The 19,247-nt window shown below is 48.3% G+C and carries 22 protein-coding genes; 14 read left to right on the top strand and 8 right to left on the bottom strand.

The features are described from left to right. Positions 1–117 precede the first annotated feature (117 nt). The 3 genes from H6F88_RS05250 to H6F88_RS05240 all read right to left on the bottom strand — a co-directional run bounded on the left by H6F88_RS05250 (position 118) and on the right by H6F88_RS05240 (position 3,691). Positions 118–1,011, bottom strand: a complete 894-nt coding sequence (locus H6F88_RS05250) for a DUF4351 domain-containing protein (RefSeq protein ID WP_190641690.1) — start codon at positions 1,009–1,011, stop codon at positions 118–120. 60 nt (positions 1,012–1,071) lie between these two features. Then, positions 1,072–2,979, bottom strand: coding sequence for an excinuclease ABC subunit UvrC (gene uvrC, locus H6F88_RS05245; protein ID WP_190641689.1), 1,908 nt, complete (start codon positions 2,977–2,979; stop codon positions 1,072–1,074). Between the two features lie 106 nt (positions 2,980–3,085). Continuing rightward, on the bottom strand, positions 3,086–3,691 hold the full coding sequence (locus H6F88_RS05240) for a hypothetical protein (RefSeq protein ID WP_190641688.1): 606 nt from the start codon (positions 3,689–3,691) through the stop codon (positions 3,086–3,088). A 558-nt stretch (positions 3,692–4,249) separates the two neighbouring features. Between H6F88_RS05240 and H6F88_RS05235 the strand changes: the two genes are divergently transcribed. Then, on the top strand, positions 4,250–4,498 hold the full coding sequence (locus H6F88_RS05235) for a hypothetical protein (protein WP_190641687.1): 249 nt from the start codon (positions 4,250–4,252) through the stop codon (positions 4,496–4,498). Between the two features lie 57 nt (positions 4,499–4,555). Here the strand turns inward: H6F88_RS05235 and H6F88_RS05230 are convergent, their stop codons facing one another. Continuing rightward, positions 4,556–4,951, bottom strand: coding sequence for a hypothetical protein (locus tag H6F88_RS05230; protein ID WP_190641686.1), 396 nt, complete (start codon positions 4,949–4,951; stop codon positions 4,556–4,558). Positions 4,952–6,256: 1,305 nt separating this feature from the next. Here H6F88_RS05230 and H6F88_RS05220 point away from each other — a divergent pair. From H6F88_RS05220 to H6F88_RS05190, 7 genes are all read left to right on the top strand, one after another. Next, positions 6,257–7,159 (top strand): AAA family ATPase, encoded by a 903-nt coding sequence (locus tag H6F88_RS05220; RefSeq protein WP_277882144.1) that lies wholly within the window; start codon positions 6,257–6,259, stop codon positions 7,157–7,159. A gap of 344 nt (positions 7,160–7,503) precedes the next feature. Beyond that, positions 7,504–8,058 (top strand): SHOCT domain-containing protein, encoded by a 555-nt coding sequence (locus tag H6F88_RS05215; protein WP_190641683.1) that lies wholly within the window; start codon positions 7,504–7,506, stop codon positions 8,056–8,058. Between the two features lie 189 nt (positions 8,059–8,247). Then, on the top strand, positions 8,248–8,547 hold the full coding sequence (locus H6F88_RS05210) for a hypothetical protein (protein ID WP_242050405.1): 300 nt from the start codon (positions 8,248–8,250) through the stop codon (positions 8,545–8,547). 287 nt (positions 8,548–8,834) lie between these two features. Further along, positions 8,835–9,083 carry a hypothetical protein gene (locus H6F88_RS05205; protein ID WP_190641682.1) on the top strand — a complete coding sequence of 83 codons (249 nt, stop codon included), beginning with the start codon at positions 8,835–8,837 and terminating at the stop codon, positions 9,081–9,083. A gap of 14 nt (positions 9,084–9,097) precedes the next feature. After that, positions 9,098–9,421, top strand: a complete 324-nt coding sequence (locus H6F88_RS05200) for a PIN domain-containing protein (protein ID WP_347277666.1) — start codon at positions 9,098–9,100, stop codon at positions 9,419–9,421. 494 nt (positions 9,422–9,915) lie between these two features. Further along, positions 9,916–10,128, top strand: coding sequence for a type II toxin-antitoxin system VapB family antitoxin (locus H6F88_RS05195; protein ID WP_190641681.1), 213 nt, complete (start codon positions 9,916–9,918; stop codon positions 10,126–10,128). Beyond that, positions 10,115–10,513, top strand: coding sequence for a PIN domain nuclease (locus H6F88_RS05190; RefSeq protein WP_190641680.1), 399 nt, complete (start codon positions 10,115–10,117; stop codon positions 10,511–10,513). Before H6F88_RS05195 ends, H6F88_RS05190 begins: the two co-directional genes overlap by 14 nt. Positions 10,514–10,647: 134 nt before the next feature. Here H6F88_RS05190 and H6F88_RS05185 read toward each other — a convergent pair whose 3' ends face one another. Then, on the bottom strand, positions 10,648–10,974 hold the full coding sequence (locus H6F88_RS05185) for a hypothetical protein (RefSeq protein WP_190641679.1): 327 nt from the start codon (positions 10,972–10,974) through the stop codon (positions 10,648–10,650). Between the two features lie 221 nt (positions 10,975–11,195). Between H6F88_RS05185 and H6F88_RS05180 the strand changes: the two genes are divergently transcribed. From H6F88_RS05180 to dprA, 5 genes are all read left to right on the top strand, one after another. Then, on the top strand, positions 11,196–11,441 hold the full coding sequence (locus H6F88_RS05180) for a hypothetical protein (protein ID WP_190641678.1): 246 nt from the start codon (positions 11,196–11,198) through the stop codon (positions 11,439–11,441). Positions 11,442–11,474: 33 nt separating this feature from the next. Next, entirely contained in the window at positions 11,475–11,972 is a 498-nt protein-coding gene (locus tag H6F88_RS05175; RefSeq protein WP_199333457.1) for a GNAT family N-acetyltransferase, read from the top strand. Between the two features lie 156 nt (positions 11,973–12,128). Further along, the gene (locus H6F88_RS05170; RefSeq protein WP_190641677.1) at positions 12,129–12,929 is read left to right on the top strand and encodes an SAM-dependent chlorinase/fluorinase; all 801 of its coding nucleotides are present in this window, start codon (positions 12,129–12,131) and stop codon (positions 12,927–12,929) included. Positions 12,930–13,031: 102 nt separating this feature from the next. After that, positions 13,032–13,688 carry a DUF2301 domain-containing membrane protein gene (locus tag H6F88_RS05165; protein WP_190641676.1) on the top strand — a complete coding sequence of 219 codons (657 nt, stop codon included), beginning with the start codon at positions 13,032–13,034 and terminating at the stop codon, positions 13,686–13,688. A 43-nt stretch (positions 13,689–13,731) separates the two neighbouring features. After that, positions 13,732–14,853, top strand: coding sequence for a DNA-processing protein DprA (gene dprA, locus H6F88_RS05160; RefSeq protein WP_242050404.1), 1,122 nt, complete (start codon positions 13,732–13,734; stop codon positions 14,851–14,853). A 74-nt stretch (positions 14,854–14,927) separates the two neighbouring features. Here the strand turns inward: dprA and H6F88_RS05155 are convergent, their stop codons facing one another. Continuing rightward, complete coding sequence (locus tag H6F88_RS05155; protein WP_190641675.1) at positions 14,928–16,148, bottom strand: hypothetical protein; 1,221 nt, start codon at positions 16,146–16,148, stop codon at positions 14,928–14,930. A 193-nt stretch (positions 16,149–16,341) separates the two neighbouring features. Between H6F88_RS05155 and H6F88_RS05150 the strand changes: the two genes are divergently transcribed. After that, entirely contained in the window at positions 16,342–17,526 is a 1,185-nt protein-coding gene (locus H6F88_RS05150) for a metallophosphoesterase (protein WP_190641861.1), read from the top strand. Between the two features lie 24 nt (positions 17,527–17,550). Here H6F88_RS05150 and H6F88_RS05145 read toward each other — a convergent pair whose 3' ends face one another. Together H6F88_RS05145 and H6F88_RS05140 are read right to left on the bottom strand one after the other, a co-directional pair. Next, positions 17,551–18,063, bottom strand: coding sequence for an isoprenylcysteine carboxylmethyltransferase family protein (locus tag H6F88_RS05145; RefSeq protein ID WP_190641674.1), 513 nt, complete (start codon positions 18,061–18,063; stop codon positions 17,551–17,553). A gap of 29 nt (positions 18,064–18,092) precedes the next feature. Further along, on the bottom strand, positions 18,093–19,055 hold the full coding sequence (locus H6F88_RS05140) for an aldo/keto reductase (RefSeq protein WP_242050402.1): 963 nt from the start codon (positions 19,053–19,055) through the stop codon (positions 18,093–18,095). Between the last annotated feature and the right edge of the window lie 192 nt (positions 19,056–19,247).

The following is a 19,247-nucleotide window of genomic DNA, read 5'->3' as shown; positions in this document are numbered from 1 at the left end:
GAAAGTTCGTAAATCTCTTCTTAAGGAAAGCACCGTGAATCTTCTCAAAAGAACAACTTGCTCTGCCTTATTTTTATCCACTTCGCTAATTGATTGAAGTTGAGACAGTCGATCGCCCTACAAATGACCTGCTAGCCAGGCTTCTAAGTCTGCCAAAGTGCTGAAATCTAACAACGCTTCCCCCAACGTCTCAAGCTGCTCCAGCGTAAGAGACTGAATTTGTGTCACCACTGTTGGGGGAAGGGTGCCCGTGCGACGAGTGAGTTGTTTTAGGATTAGCGATCGCCCCTCTTCTTGTCTGCCTTCTTGTCTGCCTTCTTGTCTGCCTTCTTGTCTGCCTATCCGCTCACCTTCTTTCAAAATCTCCTGATACCAGGGTGATTCTTGCAGCACTGCCATATCCCACCTCATGATTTGCCTGACGACTTCACTACCCAACACAAAGCTAGCAAAAAATGCTAGTAGAGATTCCAACTCAATTAGCTGCTCATCTTGACGGAGTAAGGTCAAAGCCTGCTGTACTGCGGAAACTTCTGCCCCTTGCTTCAATACGGGCACAAAGGGTAGTAAAGCACTTAAGGACTGCTCAAATACGATCGCGACTTCAACTTCCCAGAGGTTGATGACTCGGTAGTCCTGATAAGCATGGATGCCTAGAAAGTTGGATTCAAAGTGATTGGCAATGGTCACCGTTGCAGGGGGAGGAAGAATATTGACCAGAACCGGATAGACGGGCAAAGCGTACTTTTCTTCTGCAAGGGCTGCATAGGTTCGCATTCGTAATGGCAGTTTGGAGGTGTAGCGCAACTGCAACTCGTTGAGCACCAGAAACTGACCGTGAATCGGACTGCTCACTTTCACCAGCACATCATTTTCTCGGCTGATCCATTGAAACTCGGAACCTAGAATTTCCTCAGCAACGACATCGGGTTGCTGCGTCACCCATTGCACCCAGGCGGTTGGAGCTAACCCAATCAGCCGCTTACCGCCGATGTCTGCTTTTTTTGCCACAGTTGCTCCGCAGGATGGTGATGCAAATAAAAGGGAGGAAGGATGCTTTGATCGAACGGATTACGAAACGGATTCTTCTGTAGAGGCAGCGGAGGGGTGGAAGTATTCATAAATCTGTTGAGCCATGCGATCGCCAATTCCTGGTACTTCTGCAATTTGTTTGGGGCTTGCTTCGCGCAGGTAGTCGATTGAGCGGAAGTGGGCAAGCAACTGCTTTTGGCGATAGTGTCCCAGTCCGGGAATTTCGTCGAGACGGGAGCGTCTCATGCGATCGCTTCTTTGCTGACGGTGGAAGCTAACTGCAAATCGGTGCGCCTCATCCCGCAGACGGCGCAAAAGCTGCACTCCGGGCTGTTCTGCATCGGTGAGTAGTGGCTTCGATTCTCCCGGTAAGAAGATTTCTTCTCGCTGTTTGGCTAGACTGACGACTTTCACGTCTTCCATCAGGTTCATTTCGCGCAGCACTTCGACGACAGCCGAAAGCTGTCCTTTGCCACCGTCGATCATGACCAAGTCGGGGAAGTCAGGATTGCCAATTCGCTTGAGGTTTGGGTCTTGAGCATAGCGGCGGAATCGTCGCCCGATCACTTCTGCCATACTGGCGAAGTCGTCAGAGTGACCTGACGTGACGGTTGGGTCTTTGATTTTGTAATGGCGATAGTGCTGCTTGGCGGGTAAGCCATCCACAAACACGACTTGAGAAGCAACCGCATCGGAACCCTGAATGTGGGAAATGTCATAGCCTTCGATGCGGTGGGGCATGTCGGGCATGTCTAACAATCCTGCCAGGTCGAGCATGGCTTGATTGTTGCGGTCAGCAAAACGTTGGGTTCGGGCTAGCTCATATCCGGCGTTGCGCTCAACCATTTCGATCAGTTCTGCTTTGCTTTGGCGGTGGGGAACGATGATTGTTACCTTACGCCCGCGTTTCTCGGAAAGCACGTCTGCCAGAATTTCTGCGTCGGGCAGTTCGTGCTGCACCAGAATCTCTGAGGGAATTTCTACTGGATCAACGGTTTGGAAGTGTTCCTCTAGGGCACGTTGCAAAATTGCTCCGGGGGTACCGGACTGAGCATCGGCTACAAAGCCCAACCGACCTACCAGACGACCTGCCCGAATTTGGAAAAGCTGAATGCAGGCGTGCTGATCGTCTGCAACGAGGGCGATCGCATCTCTTGACACGGTGTCATCTGACAGCGACACTTTCTGATCTGCCCCCAATGATTGCAGTCCGCGAATCTGGTCGCGCAGTCGTGCCGCATATTCAAAGTTCAAGTCTTCGGCGGCTTTCTCCATTTGTGCCGACAGGATGTCCTCTAGCTCCTGCGTTCGTCCCTGGAAGATCATCGCCACTTTTTGCATGATCTTGTGGTAGTCTTCGGGCGAAACCAGCTTTTGACACACACCCGGACAACGCCCCATGTCGTAGTTCAAGCAGGGACGGTCTTTGAACAATGGCTGAGGACGCTGCCGCAACGGAAAGATGCGTTTTACCAGATGCAGCGTTCGTCGCAGTGAGCCGACATCGACATACGGTCCATAGTAGCGGTCTTGCCCTTTGCCCTTTTGTCGTCTGCGGGTGATGAAGATGCGCGGATATTCTTCTGACCAGGTAATACAGAGATAGGGATATTTCTTGTCGTCTTTCAGCAACACGTTGAAGTGAGGCTGGTGCTGTTTCACTAGATTGGCTTCTAGCGCCAGTGCTTCGGCTTCGGTGTCGGTGACGATAAATTCAATCTCGGCAATCTGCATCACCATTAGGGCAATGCGCGGATTGTGGTCGTGATTGTCGCGAAAGTAAGAGCGAACTCGCGATCGCAGCTTCTTAGACTTGCCGATATAGAGGATGTTGTCGTTTGCGTCGCGCATGAAATAGACCCCCGGCTCTGGAGGAATTTCTTTGAGGCGCGTCTCCAGACGTTCGGGGTCTTTAACTAGAGTGAGGGGCTTGGGAGAAGTAGTCACAAGCGATCGCCAACAGCAAGTTCAACTCACTTCTTAGGATAGTGCAAATGCACTGTAGATAGGCAGTGCTGGTTGCCGAACTTTACTCCCAAGCCTAACTGTTTATCTAACCAATTCCGAAAATCGGGCTGCTAATCTGCAAATTTCGCTTAAACGTGCCGCGTCCTGTTCTCACGCTAATCGTGATCTCTACCCCACCGGGTGTATAGCCGAGCAGCCTATTGTCCTTAACATCTAATCCAAAGATATTGCGCCTGCCAATTGCTCCGACTCGGCTGACTCTGCCGCCTGGAGTGATGGAAAACAGGTCATCAGTTGTGGCAGTTCGAGCGTTGGAGGTGGCAAAGAAACGGTTGCGGCGCGCGTCATAGGCAATATCACCGCTGCTATTAAAGCGAGAGATGCGAGACACGAGAGTAGCTCTGCCCGTGTTCGTGTTGATGCGGTAAAAGCCATTGCCCCCAGCACCGTAGAGTCTGCCCTGAGCATCAAACTCTAGAGCATTCATGTTGTTGGTTCCCAGGCTGCCTATGCGAGTTGCTGCACCAGATCGTCTGTTGATTCGAAACAAACTGCCAAAATTTACGCCAAAAACGGCGCCTCCCTTGGACTCGGCAATATCTGTGAGAACGGGTCCAGTTCTGAGCGACCTAAACACACCGCGACTGGTGAGAACACCAACCTGTCCACTACCGGTAGAGACGTACGTCATCCTTGCCCCCATTTGAGAAAGGTTAATTTTGCTACAGTTTGACGCTTCTCTACATAACCCACCAAATTTAGATATTGCAAGTTCACACAAAATTCACTTGAGGCAACTTTTCTTGAATCTTGAGTGAATTTCCTCGATTAACCGACAAAACTTGTCTTTTTTGAGCGATCGCTCCCTCATCTTCGGTTCAAAAATCCGTAGCTCAACACCTTGACGAGAGACTCACATCCCAGATATGCTCTCACGTTAAGGTTGTCACTTTACACGCAGACGACCCCACCATACCCAAGGATCTAGCGCTACTCAAAGCTGTTAACGGCAGCCTTGAGCAGCTAACCCCCAAACTGTTAACGGCAGTCTGGCGGCTAACGGTGAATTTTAACACTCCCTTAGCCACCCCGACTTGTCATGTCAAAAAAGCGTTGCTTACCCTTCAGGACATGAAAGTGAAAAGTTTAAACTCACTTTTGGTTCTCTCACTCACTATTGCAACGCGTGAATCAATGCGGGGTGGCTAGGTTTTTGGGTTTCCTTGAAAACCCTAAGGAGTCACAACTTATGTCTCACTGTTTTTTGGAATCTCCTCACTCATTACCCGTGGAGGAGAAACCTTCTATTGCGCCACTTCCAGAACGCGAACGCTTGCAGGTGTTAGTGATCGGTTCTCGTGATGGTGTGATTGAAACGATCCATAACTTACATCGTCGTGGTTTCGCCGAAGTCGGCGCATGGAGTCCACTCTTACCTGCACCTGACCTGGGTGAAGTGATGAGTATCTTGACCCGCTATCGTAAGCGAGAAGGATAAGCAGAGAGGAGGGCGATCGCTTTTGAAGGGAAGGGCGATCGCCCCAACAGTTCTCACTTAAGCCGTTAAAGAACCACCATTAGATGAATTAGTTGCCTCTGAACGAGTTCGACCCTTTCTAATTTTGCGAACTCGCTCACTCTTGCGAATGCCGCCTGCCAATTCATATTCGCGGCTATCGTTGCCGTAGGTGTAGGCAACGGCAATCATGAGTTTCTCGCCCAGTTCGCCTAGCTTTTTCTCCAGTTCTGCCATCTCAGTTTGTGAGGCATCAATCACTGCCAGAGCAGTGTTATAAGCTTCCATTCTCAGGCGCAGTTGGTCAATGGTTCGGGTGAACTCACTCAGCGTGACCGAATTGCCAAAACTTAATTGAGGATCGATCGCTCTCAAGCCAGCAGCACGAAGCTCAGCTTTCTCAAGACCACGAGATGCACGACGCTTACGAGGCATACAATTTTGACTCCTATAAAACGCTTATAGGAATAGATTGCCCGCAAATTTCAGGAACGATACGTGTGCAATTCACCGAACTTTCATACTAATTTTGTTGCTGCTTAAATAAAGTTAGGTGGATCTTCTGAGGGCATTTTGTGGAGCGATCGCTCTCTCAACAAAATTCTAGTCGGTCTACCTAGAAGTCAACTAAAACTATAGCGACATGCCTGCAAAAGTTTCTGTCTTGATGTCAAAAGTTTCTGTAACCATGTCAGAAGTTTCTGTCTTGATGTCGGCGAGTTCTGTCTTGATGTCAGAAGTTTCTGTAACCATGTCAGCAACTTCTGTCTTGATGTCAGCAACTTTTGTGGTGATGACAAGAACTGAGGAGCTTCATGCCTCGTTCTGCTTGTGTCCATGTATTAGAGAAGCAAGAGTTGAGGGATGCGGTTTGTTTTGGTTGTTTTGGGACGGGCGGGGGCGATCGCTGTCAGTAAATTGGTATCAAAAAAGCATGAGAAAAAGAGTAAAAATGCTGAACATTTTAGACAAAATCGCTAAGCAGAAGTTAGCATGTGAAAAGCTTAGTCAATCTAAAATTTCTAAACTAGATTGAGAGCATTGTTCTAATTGTAAGATTTTCCAATTAGCTTGAAGAAGCTTGCTATGTAGAAGAATAGTGAACACTTGTGAAATTGGAGTGAGAAATTGAGAGTCGCTTCTCTCCAAATGCAAAACTTTCGCTCATTTGTGGACTCTGGGCGCATCGAGCTCGGACAGATGAACGTCCTTATCGGAGCAAATAATTCTGGAAAGTCATCAATCCTGCGCGGACTTCATCAACTTCAACAAGGACTAGAAGACATCTTGGCTGACGTTCGCGTTGGAAGCAGCGAAGCACAGATCGACATCGATATTGTTGACATACATGGGACTGTTGGATGGCCCTTAGCAAATTCGTTCGATACGTGTACCTATACGGTGAAACTCCACACCGCGGATCGACGTTCAGGAAGTTCTGAACACCGAGCCTCTATGCCCGGAGGCCAATACGTCGATTTTCAACTACCAAACGTTGAACCAAACCACTTTATAGTTCCATATTTATCTAAACGAAAGACTGCAAGCTACGGAGAGGACGTTCGCGAACAGAGTGTTTTCGCCATTATGCCAAACATGAGTAATCTGGCAGCAAAGCTCTCTCGACTTAGCAACCCAGCATTTCCAGCCCATTCGGAATATGCAGACGCTTGTCAATCCATACTTGGGTTCATGGTTACAGCAATTCCATCTCTTAACGGTTAGCACCCGGGACTATACCTGCCAAATCAAGACTCAGTTCCAATTCAGCAAATGGGCGATGGTGTGCCAAACATTGTCTATCTACTTACAAGCTTAGCAACATCGAAAAACAAGCTTTTTCTCGTCGAGGAGCCCGAGAATGACCTGCATCCAAAAGCCCTCAAAGCTTTGCTCGACCTTATCATCATTAGCTCGTCGTTCAACCAATTTGTGATCTCAACGCATTCCAACATTGTTGTGAGCTATCTGTGCAACACTCCAGAAAGTCAACTGTTACGGATTACATCTGTGCCAGGTAAATTGCCCACCGAGTCAATTGTTGAGAAGGTTGCCTCAACGCTGGAGGCTCGAATCTCGGTACTGCAGGAGCTTGGTTACTCATTCTCCGACTTTGCTCTGTGGGATGGATGGTTGATACTCGAAGAGTCATCAGCTGAACGGATTATTCGTGATTACCTTGTTCCGTGGTTCGTTCCTCGACTTGCCCGTGTTAGGACGCTTGCTGCAGGAGGTATTGACAAAGTTGAACCGATTCTCGAGGACTTTCAACGGTTAATTCTTTTTACACATTTGCAGCCTATCTATAAAAATAGAACTTGGGTTCGTGTGGATAATGATGAACCTGGGAAAGATATCGTATCAAAGCTTCGAACAAAGTACGTAGATTGGTCCGAGGACCGCTTCCAAACCAACGATGCGGATCAGTTTGAATACTACTACCCTACTGTCTTCGCTGAGAAGGTCAAAACGGTACTGTCGATTCAAGATCGACAAGAAAAACGTCGAGCTAAGGGTGAGCTACTGAAGGAAGTAATGAGCTGGCTTGATGCTGATGTTGCTAGGGGACACGATGCCCTCGAGCAGTCAGCCGCCTCAATTATTGCTGACTTGCACACCATCGATTCGCAGTTGTCTATATAGTGCGATCGCCACCTTCTAAGCTACGTTGCTGATAAGCAAACGCACCATTTTTTGTGCATACTAATCTGTCCCTTCTTCAAAATGTTTAGTGCCCACTTACCGAAGACCAGCGATCACAGAGGCACTTATTTCATTACTCAAGTTACCTATCAACGACAACAAATATTCGACGGCGCGTTTGCTTACAGCAACACACCCTACATCGGATGTCTGTTAACGTCAAACCAGGTGGGGTTAGGCTGTAGATAGTTTTGGGTACTCTTCTGCTGTGGGCGGGAGTTGAACTTAATAAGAGTGAACTGCTAGCTCCAATTGCAATCAAGATTTCTGTCTCAGCTTAAACTATGATTTCACCAGACAACTCCCTAACTTCAGGCACCATAGATCAACAAATAGCCAATACGGAAACTCAAATATCTCAACTTGTTATAAGGCTTGAGAATGCTAAAAGAGATGTACAAGAGTGGGTAGATGCAAATTCTTCTTTATCTCTATCTGCTGCAAAGGCAAGGGCTGAAACCCAATCACTGGGTAGAGGTCTTGGAGGAGTATTACTTGGATCAGGATATCGAGCTTCATGCCGAAGGGCTGCAGCTAGTGCAAATGCAGGCATTGCTCGCAAGGTAGCTGCAAAACGTGCTGAGATTAAACAAGGGAAGCAGAATGCCCAAGAGGTAGTTCGGCAAGTTCAATTTCAAATTAGTTTGTTGAAGGATGAGTTGAAGACCTTGAAGTCTCAGAGGAAATCGCTTTCCCCTACCAAGAAATCTAATCAAACAGTCCAAACTGCTAGCCGTTCTCTTGTACTTCTGGAGAAGCTTAGCGAAGCATATCAAATGGGTCTACTAACTCAAGAAGAATATGAAGAGAAACGTAAGAAAATAGTTGACGAAATATAGTGCGATCGCCATCTCATGGACTACATGCCAACAAGTAAACGCACCATTTTGCTGAGCGTATTATATCTGTCCCTTCCTTGAAAATCTTTAATGCCCGATTATTAAAGGCAGCGACCACATTTGCGATCGCTGCTTCTTGCATTAATTCGGGAACCCTCAGCTTAAAAACCCCCATTAAGGTAATAAGTCATGTTAGGCATTTCAGAGCAGTTAGCCATTAGCGTTCTAACTCGAATTGCACAAGATCCTCAAATGATTGGGAGATTGGTTGAACAAATGGGTTCGATGCCGAATCTACCAACAAAAACAATGGGTGGTCCCGTTTTCTGGACTAGTGTTGCTGATATCAATGGATGGAAACTTCAAAGAAATTGGGTACTTGGTAATTGTCGAATATTAGATCCCAATGATGTTAGACGAGCTTGGGGAGGTGAGACTGCAATGTTAAAAGCCTTTGAACATCTAGAGCAGTCTTTTAACAAAGAATAGGATTATTTGCCAAGTGCGATCGCCATCTCATAGACTACATTGCCAACAAGCAAACGCACCATTTTGCTGGACATACTAACCTGTCTTCTCTTCAAGAATGTTTAATGCCTAATTACTAAAGAGTAGCGATCTGCTATCATTGCTCGTGCTGCTGAAATTGAGTATCCGATTGAAGCAACTGCTGAGATGGCGATTGCACAAAATACGAAACTGTTTACATAGTTAAAGCGGTAATAGGCAGTAAGGTTAAACGCTAAACTAGGGGTACTGCGTTTCAAGGTTTTTCCATGAACCTTTCTCCAGACCTACAAGAGGCGATCGCACAAATTGCTATAAAACAAGGCATTTCGCCAGAAGAGTTTATTGTTCAAGCTTTGACTGAGAAAATCAGAAGCCTTCAATCACCTGTTTCAAATCCTTCACCCCCTCAGGTTGGATTAAGAGAGAAAGAGGGTGTTCTAGTTTTTGAAACAGAATCTCTCGACCATATTGACTTCAACACACTCATTGCTCAAAGCCGTGAAGAGCGTGCTTAGGAGCAAACGAAATTGTGAAAGTTTTGTTCGATGCGTCCGTTATTATTGCTGCGCTGCTCCCAAAGCACCCAAATCATACTCCTTGCTTCGCTCAACTACAAGCAGCAGAATTGGGACAAATTCAGGGTTATCTCTCTACTCATAGCTTGGCAGAAGTTTACTCTGTAATGACTCGAATGCCGAGTCAACCTCGAATATCTCCCCAAACAGCCCAAAGTCTGCTTGAGAGGTGCCTGCAATATCTGGAAGCAGTTTCATTAGAAACCGCAGATTATCAAGCTGCGATCGCGCAAATGACAATCCTCAATCTTCCTGGTGCGGAATTTTTGATGCGTTGATTGCTCAAGCTGCCCTTAAAGTATCCGCAGACCAGCTTTTGACACTCAATCCCAATCACTTCACAAGATTGGATACTGCGATTGCACAAGTAACGAGAGTTCCAGGGTAGTGCGATCGCCATCTCACAGACTACATTGCCAACAAGCAAACGCATTCTTTTGTTGGACAACTAACCTGTCTCTTCTTCAAGGGTGTTTAATGCCCAATAACTGAAGAGTAGCGATCGCAAGTTTTCTCGATACAGAGGCGTTAGGTTTTGCAGATTGCAAGCTAGGACGCGGGAAATAAGACTGTTTAGTCGCGATCGCAGTTTGAGGGTGCGTTCGTCATTTTGTAAGAAGCATTAGTGACAGGCGATCACACCGCTACATGCAGCAGATTGAAAGATCCTGAACAGATGACGTGACAGAAATGGTAAAAACAGAGCGTGAGGTTTAGCTACACTAGACTCAAATTGATCACTCCTGGAACCAATTTCCCTAGTAGTTGTCTTATGCAAATCACTCTAAATCTCGACGAAGGACTCGTCAATGAAGCCCTCGAACTTACTAGCCTTACCACTCAAGAAGAACTGATCAAACTTGCTCTGCAAGAGCTTGTGCGATCGCGCCGCAAGAGAAATCTTCTCGACCTATCAGGACAAATTCAGTTCAGTTCAGACTTTGACCACAAAGCTCTGCGCGAAACTCGTCATGTTACTGATTGATACATCTGTTTGGATTAGTGTTTTTCGCGATCGCAGCGGTCAAATCCGTCAGCAGCTTGAGACTCTAATTGCTAATCACGACATTTTACTGACCCGCTTCACTCAGCTTGAATTACTGCAAGGGAGCTTAAACGAGCAAGAATGGACTCTTCTTGCTAATTATCTTGAAGCCCAAAGCTACGTTGAACTCACGCCCTATTCTTGGCGAGCGGCTGCCCGCATTTACTACGAGCTACGGCGACAAGGACTTACCGTTCCTAGCCCAATTGATTGCTGTATTGCTCAAGCAGCTTTAGAAAACAATTTACTTTTGATTCACAACGATCGTGATTTTGAAACTATTGCTCAAGTGCGATCGCTTCAGCACCTCCGCTTTCAACCTTGAGTGCGATCGCAAGTTTTCTCGATACACAGGCATTAGGTTTTGCAGATTGCAATCCAGGACGTGAGTAATAAAACTGTTGAGTGGCGATCGCAGTGTGAGTGGGGCGATTCGCTTAGTGAGTTCGCTTCAGAGACTCACACTCCCATGAGGTTGAGTCCTATCGCGATCAGACTGACTAATCCGAGTAAACCAAGCGATCGCCGAAAATAATTAACTCCCTCAAACAGTTCTTGCCATGCCCAGGTGAACAGAGTGCCGAACGCGATTAGAGCAAACGCGGTTTGGATTTTGCCACTGGGCAGCACAAATTGAAGGAAAGCTGCTGCTGAACCAAGCAGAATAGGCAGATTGGGCATCTGAGCAATTACAATGTTGCCTTCGCTGTCTCGAAAGGTGCGATCAAATAGTGAGGCTCCCTTCGCTTCAGTTTTCTCTAAGTCACGGTTCAATTGAGAGGTCATCTGCTCTATCCAAAAATACAACTGAAAGTCATGTTAATGCTGTCTCGAATAGCAGCACCTATATCTGACGTTAGATTAACCAGACTCTTACAGCGTAGAAGCGGACTGAGTCTAAGCTCTGTCTATTGCGCGAACGACCTTCACCTTAAGAGAGATAAAGTTTCAAGTTTTAGTTGTTTAGCTAGAAGGTGATCTGTTTATCACCCCGATGGATAACTCCGATGGAACGTTCAACAGTTGCTCCAGAGCATGATCATCACGAGAGAGAACGGATTCGGCGGCGAGATTTGCTCAACAGCCTGCTGATTGGTGTTGCCCTTGGTGCAATCCTTCTAGGTGCGCCCCTTGGCTGGTTTGCACACCGCCTATACGTTCAGCAGCGCATGGCACAAGTGCTGCTCTGTCGCCAGCAAAACTTTGGTTTATCAGAAAGTCAATTACAGGCTCAGTGCGGTAGTCCTCTCTGAACTATCTTGTATGAGAGTTGAGAGGCATGGCTATTGTCTAGTTTTACGGTTCGTACTGCTAAATCTGAAGACCGACTGTTTCTCGTTACGTTAATGGCAGCACTTCAAGATGCTGAACGTGAGTTATCTCCCAACAGGACACCAGGTTCTGAGATGGGTGATGCTCATCTGGCGTATCTCGAAGAAACCGTTGAACAGCAAAATGGTCAGATTTATGTAGCAGAGTCTCAGGAGGGCATCATCGGCTTTGTCGTTTGTTTCGTTGAAAAACTCGATGAAGGCGACCTCCATATTGTTGAACAAGAGCGGGAGTACGGTTATATTTCCGATCTGTATGTTGTCCCTACGATGCGAAAACACGGGGCAGGGGCTGAATTGATGCGAGCGGCTGAACGGCACTTTTTTGACTTGCATCTAAAAACTGTCAAAGTGGGTCTACTATGCAGTAACGAATCTGCAGCTAAGTTTTATCAAAGATCTGGATATCAGCCCTATGAGGTTTTGTACGAAAAGCACCTCAACGAAGTGTAGAGTAACGCGGCGATCGCAGATTTGTTCGCTGACTCAGAACGGGGTGTAGAGGAGTCAGGGACACCAAATTGCATTTCTCTAAATAGAATGCGTCAGTTGTTTGAGTAAGCTGGAAACCAATAGAATCAGCACAGAAGCCGTTTCTCAAGCCTTCCTATGAATGAGGTGTTGCCAGGGCGATTAGTCACGCTGCTGAGTGATTTTGGTTTGCAGGATGTTTATGTGGGAGTGATGAAAGGGGCGATCGCCCAAGTTAACCCAAGCTTAACCATCGTTGACCTGACTCACCAAATTTCACCCCAAAATATTGCAGCGGGAAGATTTCATTTGCTGAACGCATACCCGTACTTTCCTAAAGAAACAGTGCATGTAGCGGTCGTCGATCCGGGTGTGGGAAGTGAGAGAAGGGCGATCGCTATTCAGCTTCAAGATGGATTCTTGGTAGGTCCAGACAATGGTTTGTTTAGCGGCGTTCTCGATCAGCATTTGGCGATCGCTGCGGTTGAGCTAACGAATTCTAATTACTGGCGCACCTCTGAGCCAAGCGCAACATTTCACGGACGTGACATCTTTGCCCCGGTGGGGGCACATCTTGCCTCAGGTGTTCCTTTAGAGAAACTGGGAACTGCAATTGATCTAGCTTCCCTCAAGCAATTCCCTTTAGCGAGCTGTATAAGGACCGAAGGGGCGATCGCAGGCACAATTCAGCACATTGACCATTTTGGCAATCTGATTACCAACATTCCTGGATATGAAATTCTTAATAAGAATTGGTCAGTGGCGATCGCAGAATTGACGATTCTAGGGAAACAAACCTATGCAGATAGTCCTCCTGGCAGTTTGTTGGCTTTGATTGGCAGTCATGGTTGGGTCGAAATTGCTGTCAGTGGCGGCAGCGCTGATGCTCAACTACATTTGCCTGTTGGAAGCTCTGTGCAGCTTGTGTTCTACGCTTAAGCAACCTTCAAGCAAAATTCTGTCCCTTCTACTTGGTTAAAATACAGGCAGAGCCTAAAACCAGGATTCGCTACAACAGATGCACTGCGAAGAGGGAACACAATGACCACTATCCAGAATGCTGATTCAGAAGTTTATCAGGGGCAGTTTGGCGAATTTACGATCACAGAGAGCGATCGCCAGGGCGTAATCATTTATCGGGCAGGGCTGATGGCAGCAGCCCTCAGCTTTGCTTTAGGAACTCTTCTAGTGCTGAAATTCGCTAGCTATGCCTTTGTTCCTGTCGCTTTGAACGTTCTCTATATCTGCTTTTCTATAGGGTTAGCGGTGAGTCTGCTAACGATTCACATTTACCTCGCACCCTTGCACCGAGCATTGCAGGCTTTTTGGCTGGCTGGCACCGTGGCGGCGATCGCCATTGCCCTCACTCACAGCGAACCTCTTGCTCTGGCGGTCTACCACCAACCCATCACGATTTTGGGCATCGGTTTTATCTTTGCGGCTCTGACGGGTATCTTCTTCAAAGAAGCATTTTGCTTTAACCGTCTTGAAACCAAGCTGCTGACCCCTCTGGTTCCTTTGTTGCTGCTAGGGCACCTGTTTGGAATTTTGTCAGTTCCTTTAGAGCAAGTTCTGTTGGGGCTTTGGGCTGCTTTATTTGTCGTGTTTGCGCTACGCAAAGTAGTTCAACCCATTCCGCCTGACATTGGTGACAAGAGCGTTTTCGTTTATTTAAAGCAGCAGGCAGCAGTTGAGTGAATCTTTAATTTTCTGAGACTCAGTCACATTTAAGGAGCGTCAGTTGGGGGAACGTGCATTCTGGCTAGCCTGGTCACGCATTGAAGGAGTGGGGCCAACTCTCCTGATGCGCCTCCATCACCATTTCGATAGTCTGGCAGAAGCCTGGGAAGCCAGCCCCAAACAACTAGAGCAGGTGGAAGGGTTTGGACCTCACACTGCGACAGTCGTGGCAAGCAGGCGATCGCGCTTTCATCCTGATGAGATTTTGCAAGAGCATGAAAAGGTAAATCCTTACTTTTGGACGCCTGCCGATGCCGATTATCCGAGACTGCTGCTAGAAATTCCCGATCCGCCACCCGTGCTTTACTATCGCGGTAACGTCGTCCCAGAAGAGAACCAGGGGAAGGTGTCAGCGATCGCCATCGTTGGCACCCGTGACCCTTCAGACTACGGCAGACGTTGGACTCGTAAACTTAGCGATTCTCTGGCACAGGCAGGGTTCATCGTCGTATCCGGCTTGGCTGATGGCGTGGATACCGAAGCTCACCAGAGCTGCCTCAACGCAGGTGGACGCACCATCGCCGTCTTAGGGACAGGCGTTGATGTCGTTTATCCCTGGTCAAACCGCAATCTAGCCAAACGAATTCCCGAACAGGGACTCCTCGTTAGCGAATATCCCGCAGGTACCCAGCCCGATCGAGCTAACTTCCCACGCCGCAATCGCATCATTGCCGGGCTCAGCCGCGCCATTCTGGTGCTAGAAGCGCCCCATCGATCGGGAGCCTTGATCACCGCTCGACTGGCAACTGACTATAACCGCGATGTCTACGCCCTCCCCGGATCATTGGATAACCCTCGTTCCAAAGGTTGCCTGGAATTGCTAAATACAGGCGCTCACGTCATCTTGGGTGAAAGTCATCTGCTAGAAATGCTGGGTGCAATGCCACGGCTGCACGTCATGCCCTCCCCTCCTTCCCAACTCTCGCTTCTGGACGAACAGTTGACCGACCTGGAACCTGAGATTAAACAAGTCCTGGAGGCAGTTCCATCAGAACCCACGTCTTTTGATGTAATTGCTCAGGAATCTGGGCTACCCACCGGTTCAGTTCTCAGTGCCCTGGTGCAACTGGAACTCATGGGCTTTGTCTCTCAACTACCCGGAATGCGCTACCAGAGAGGCTAGACCTGATCAGTAAATCTTTTACGTGAATGGTAGTGTGGCGAAGACACACTACCATTCACACTTCAAAAAATGATTCATGCAGGAAGTCTAGTTTTCATTTCCCTTTGAAGAATGATCATGCTTGGACCAACAACGGGACTGCGGGCAAGCAGTATGCCCTGAGAATCAGTAATTTCTAATTTGCTGAAGTCAAGTTCTTGTGCTCGTTTCAGCATTTCGTCAGCCAGTTTGTTTTGGCGATCGCCACTTAGCTCATACCAGCCCATACTAACCTTGACGATTAGCCGACTCTCACGGAAGTTTGCCTGAATGGATTGAATAAACCCATTGGCGTAGCGATTTGTGACTTCTGCCACCTGGTCTTGAATTGCCGCAATCAAGCTTTGTTCGGGAGTTAGTTCTAAAGGAGGTGGAGCTGGAGGCGGTGAGACGACAGGGGAAGGAGAAGGAGTGGGTTTTGGGGTAGGTGGAACAACGATGGGTGTCGGAGCCGGAGCAACCTGTTTTGGCGGGCTGGGTTGAGGAGAGGGCGTAGGTTTAAGCTGAGGAGAAGGTGTGGGTTTAAGCTGAGGAGAAGGTGTGGGTTTAAGCTGGGGAGAAGGCGTGGGCTTAACTACGGGAGACGATTGTACGGGAGGTGCTTGAGCTATTTCTTCAGCCTGATTGGGTAGCAGGGCAGACGTTGTCCACACCAGCAGCACCAAAACTCCGCCAGCAATACTAGTCAGAACAGCGTCCGATAGTCTGTCACTGATCGAATCGGGGAGGCGATCGCGCGCCCAATCGAGCACCGCTACCCATTTTGCCCACAAGCTACCTTGAGAAGCAGGCAGTGGTGTATTGGCTCTGCTAGTTAGCGGAGTGGCTGAAGGAGCAGGTGTGGGAGGGGCGATCGCCTCTGTCGGTTTACCTAAAGTAGATTGTTCATCCAAGGACAAGCTCTCGTCCATGCCCCAGATATCGTCATCGTCATCTTCAAGAGATTTAACTTCCGGTGGCGTTGAAGCAATTTCGTCTGGCTTAGCGATCAGCTCAGCTGCTGGCATGGTTGGTGCAGCTGGAAATTCTAGGGTTTCAACCGGAGCAGCTTTGATTCCAGATGCAGATTGTTTTGTAGGGGGTGACAATTTTGCCTGAGTCGGTGCAGGTGTTTTCTCCAGCTCTTCTACAATTCCTTCGAGCACCTGGATCGTAGTTCGCAAAGCTCGAAGACTTTGAGTTTTAAGGACAGGCTGGATTTGCTGCCAAAATTTTTGCTGGTTTGGCTTTGGACGCTTTGACTGATCCGGTGTCATAACTCCTCCCTGGTGGGCAGCAATGCTTAAGGGCGACGACGAATGCAGCAACTCAGCGTAGCAAAAAGCAGTCGGACGCGATCGGTCTTATCGTTGCCCCTCACGTCAATCTATCACTATGGCAGCCTCCTTAAACTTGAGTGGCAGTGTGAGTAAGGTAGGATTGGGTCGCAACAGGTTTAGCTTTGGGAATATGAGTCTTAAACGTCGTCAGTTCTTGGTGTTAGGTGGAGCCGTTGGCGGATGTAGTCTGGCTCTGTTGGTCAATCGCATCATTGCCAGTAGCACTGAGCAGCAGCCCGTCACCTCCCAAACCTCCCAAGCTCAACCTCCTAGCCCTGTGAGTGAGGCGACTCCAACCCCGGTATCTCAAAACGTCCCAGGCAGCGAAGGATTGTTTAATCCGCCTAGAGGCGATGCCCGCATTGTCGTGATCAGCGACCTTAACAGTCAGTATGGCTCTACCGACTACGAACCTGAAGTAGACAAAGCCATTTCGCTGATTCCCTTTTGGGCACCCAACCTGGTTCTTTGTGGTGGTGACATGATTGCAGGTCAGGATGCGTCTTTGCCCCGTGCCCAGGTTGAAGCAATGTGGTCAGCATTTGATCAGCATGTCGCTGCGCCACTGCGAAATGCAAACATTCCCTACGGTTTCACTTTGGGTAATCACGATGCATCGGGGGCGATCGCCAGCGACGGGACGCTACTTTACCAACAGGACCGGGATATCGCTGCTGCTTATTGGAACAATCCTAGCCATGATCCGGGGGTTGAATTTGTCGATCGAGCGGGTTTCCCTTTCTATTACACCTTTCAACAAAATGGTGTTTTCTTCTTAACTTGGGACGCATCATCGGCAACTATCCCGGCAGAACAGCTGGCTTGGGCTGAGCAAGCGTTAGAATCAGAGGCGGCAAAAGCTGCCAAACTGCGGATTGCGATAGGGCATTTGCCACTGTATGGAATCTCAGTCGGGCGAGATGAACCAGGGGAATATCTGAGCGGAGCAGAAGAGCTGCGCGCCCTAATGGAGCGTCACAACGTTCACACTTACGTTAGTGGACACAATCATGCCTACTATCCGGGGCATCGGGGTCAGCTTGAGTTACTGTATTCCGGTCTTTTGGGTTCTGGTGCCCGTCGCTTGCTCAACGGCAACTTAGCGCCACAAAAGACATTAACGGTGGTTGATGTCGGTTTAGACTCACAGGAAACGATCTACACTACCTATGACATGAGAACGATGGAACTGGTGGATATGCAGCAGCTTCCCCGCTTGATTGCTAGCCCTACTGGGCAGGTGCTACGACGGGATGTAAATGAGGCGAACTTGACCGCAGAGGAGCGATCGCTGCAATACACTCCTAGCTCTTAAGGGTTGTTGTAAAGTTGAGGCACTTTAATACAGCCAGGGAATCAGCTTCTTTACGGTTTGACGATAGGTTGCATAGTCTGGATATTTTTGCATCAGCCAGTTTTCTTCACGGGCTGCTTTTGCATCAAAAAATAGAACAAACATTAGCGCGCCAACCAGATGAGGCAGACTGAACTGAAAAACTGTCCAGCCCAAAGCTGCCAAAATCAGTCCACTGTAAAGCGGGTGACGCACGATCGCATATACGCCTGTCTGAACTAACTGTCCGTCCTCTCTAGGATAAGGGAGCGGGGTAAGGCTATTGCCCAGGTCTAGAATGCCTTTGATGAAGAAGGCGATCGCCCCCACTCCTAAAATCCCCGCAATTGCCCAACTGAAGTAAAGCCATGCAGGAGATAGAGCTAGCTCAAGGGGGCGGTAGACGGGCAGCAGCACAAAACCTGTTATCAACAACGCTTGCGCCACAACCCAATATTCACCCCGCTGACTATTGCGCCATCCAGTGCGGCTAAATCCCCAGTCCGACCAAAGCTTCATGTCTTAAAGACCAAATCCTACACTTAACTTTATCGGTAGGAGCGGGTGATTTGGTCGAGTTCGGCAATTTCGTTTTCGTCGAGACTCCAGCCCAACGCACCCGCATTTTGTCGCGCCTGTTCTGCGTTTTTTGCTCCTGCGATCGGAATCACATTACCTTGGGCGATCAGCCAGTTAAGTGCAACCTGAGCAGGGGTGCGATCGCGCTTTTCCCCAATTCGCTTCAGTAAGTTGATCAAAGGCGCAATTTTTTCTAACCCATCACGGCTGAAGCGAGGATCAATCCGACGTGCCCCTGTCGGTGTGGTGTGGTTTTCTGGTGTGTACTTGCCGGTCAGCAATCCCTGAGCTAAAGGACTGTATGCCAGAATCGTTACTCCCAACTCACGCGCCGCATCCATCACGCCGTTTGTCTCGATTTGCCGACCCAGGAGCGAGTAGGGCATTTGGTTGACCGCCAAAGGAACGCCCTGTGCTGCCAGCAGTTGATGTGCTTCTCGCATTTGGCTAGCTGAGTAGTTGCTGACACCGATCGCCCCGATTCGACCGCGTTTGACCTCTGCTGCTAGAGCTTCCATGAGCGTCTTTTTGCTCATGAAAAAGTCAAACGGCATGTGTACCTGATAGAGCGGAATGCTACCAACCTGCAAGCGCTTGAGGCTTTCGGTTAAAGTATTGGCGATCGCATCTCCACTAAACCGCCAGGGAAACGGCATGTATTTAGTAGCAATCTGTACAGGCTGTGATGCCTGCTGCATAAATTGTCCCAGCAGTTTTTCAGATTCACCGAAGCCGTAGATTTCAGCGGTGTCAAAGAAATTCACTCCAGCATCCAAGGCTGCTTTAAATGCTTCTTGAAGCTGAGCTGCATCGTAATCTCTGCCATAGCTCCAAAACAGCTTATCGCCCCAAGCCCAGGTCCCAATACATAGGGCGGCTACTGTTGGGCCATTGGCACCAAGCGTAATGGTTTGTGCGGTTTGTGTACTCAAAGTATCCTCCATTTAATTAGAGTTAGATATCTATGAGTGTAACTTTACAAAACTTTATCTTGCCTCTACCTTGAGAACCGCTTTTTAACGCAAGTCCTGTCCGAAGGGAAGTAGAGCAATAACCAGCAGTTTAAAGTGTTGTTTGGCGAGAGATTAACCAGATAATGTTTCCTAACAAACTCATGGATGGTT

This window comes from Oculatella sp. FACHB-28, from assembly GCF_014696015.1.
GTDB lineage: Bacteria > Cyanobacteriota > Cyanobacteriia > Elainellales > Elainellaceae > JAAUTN01.
Note: the sequence above shows the minus strand (reverse complement) of the source record. Positions and strands in the feature narration are given on the sequence as shown.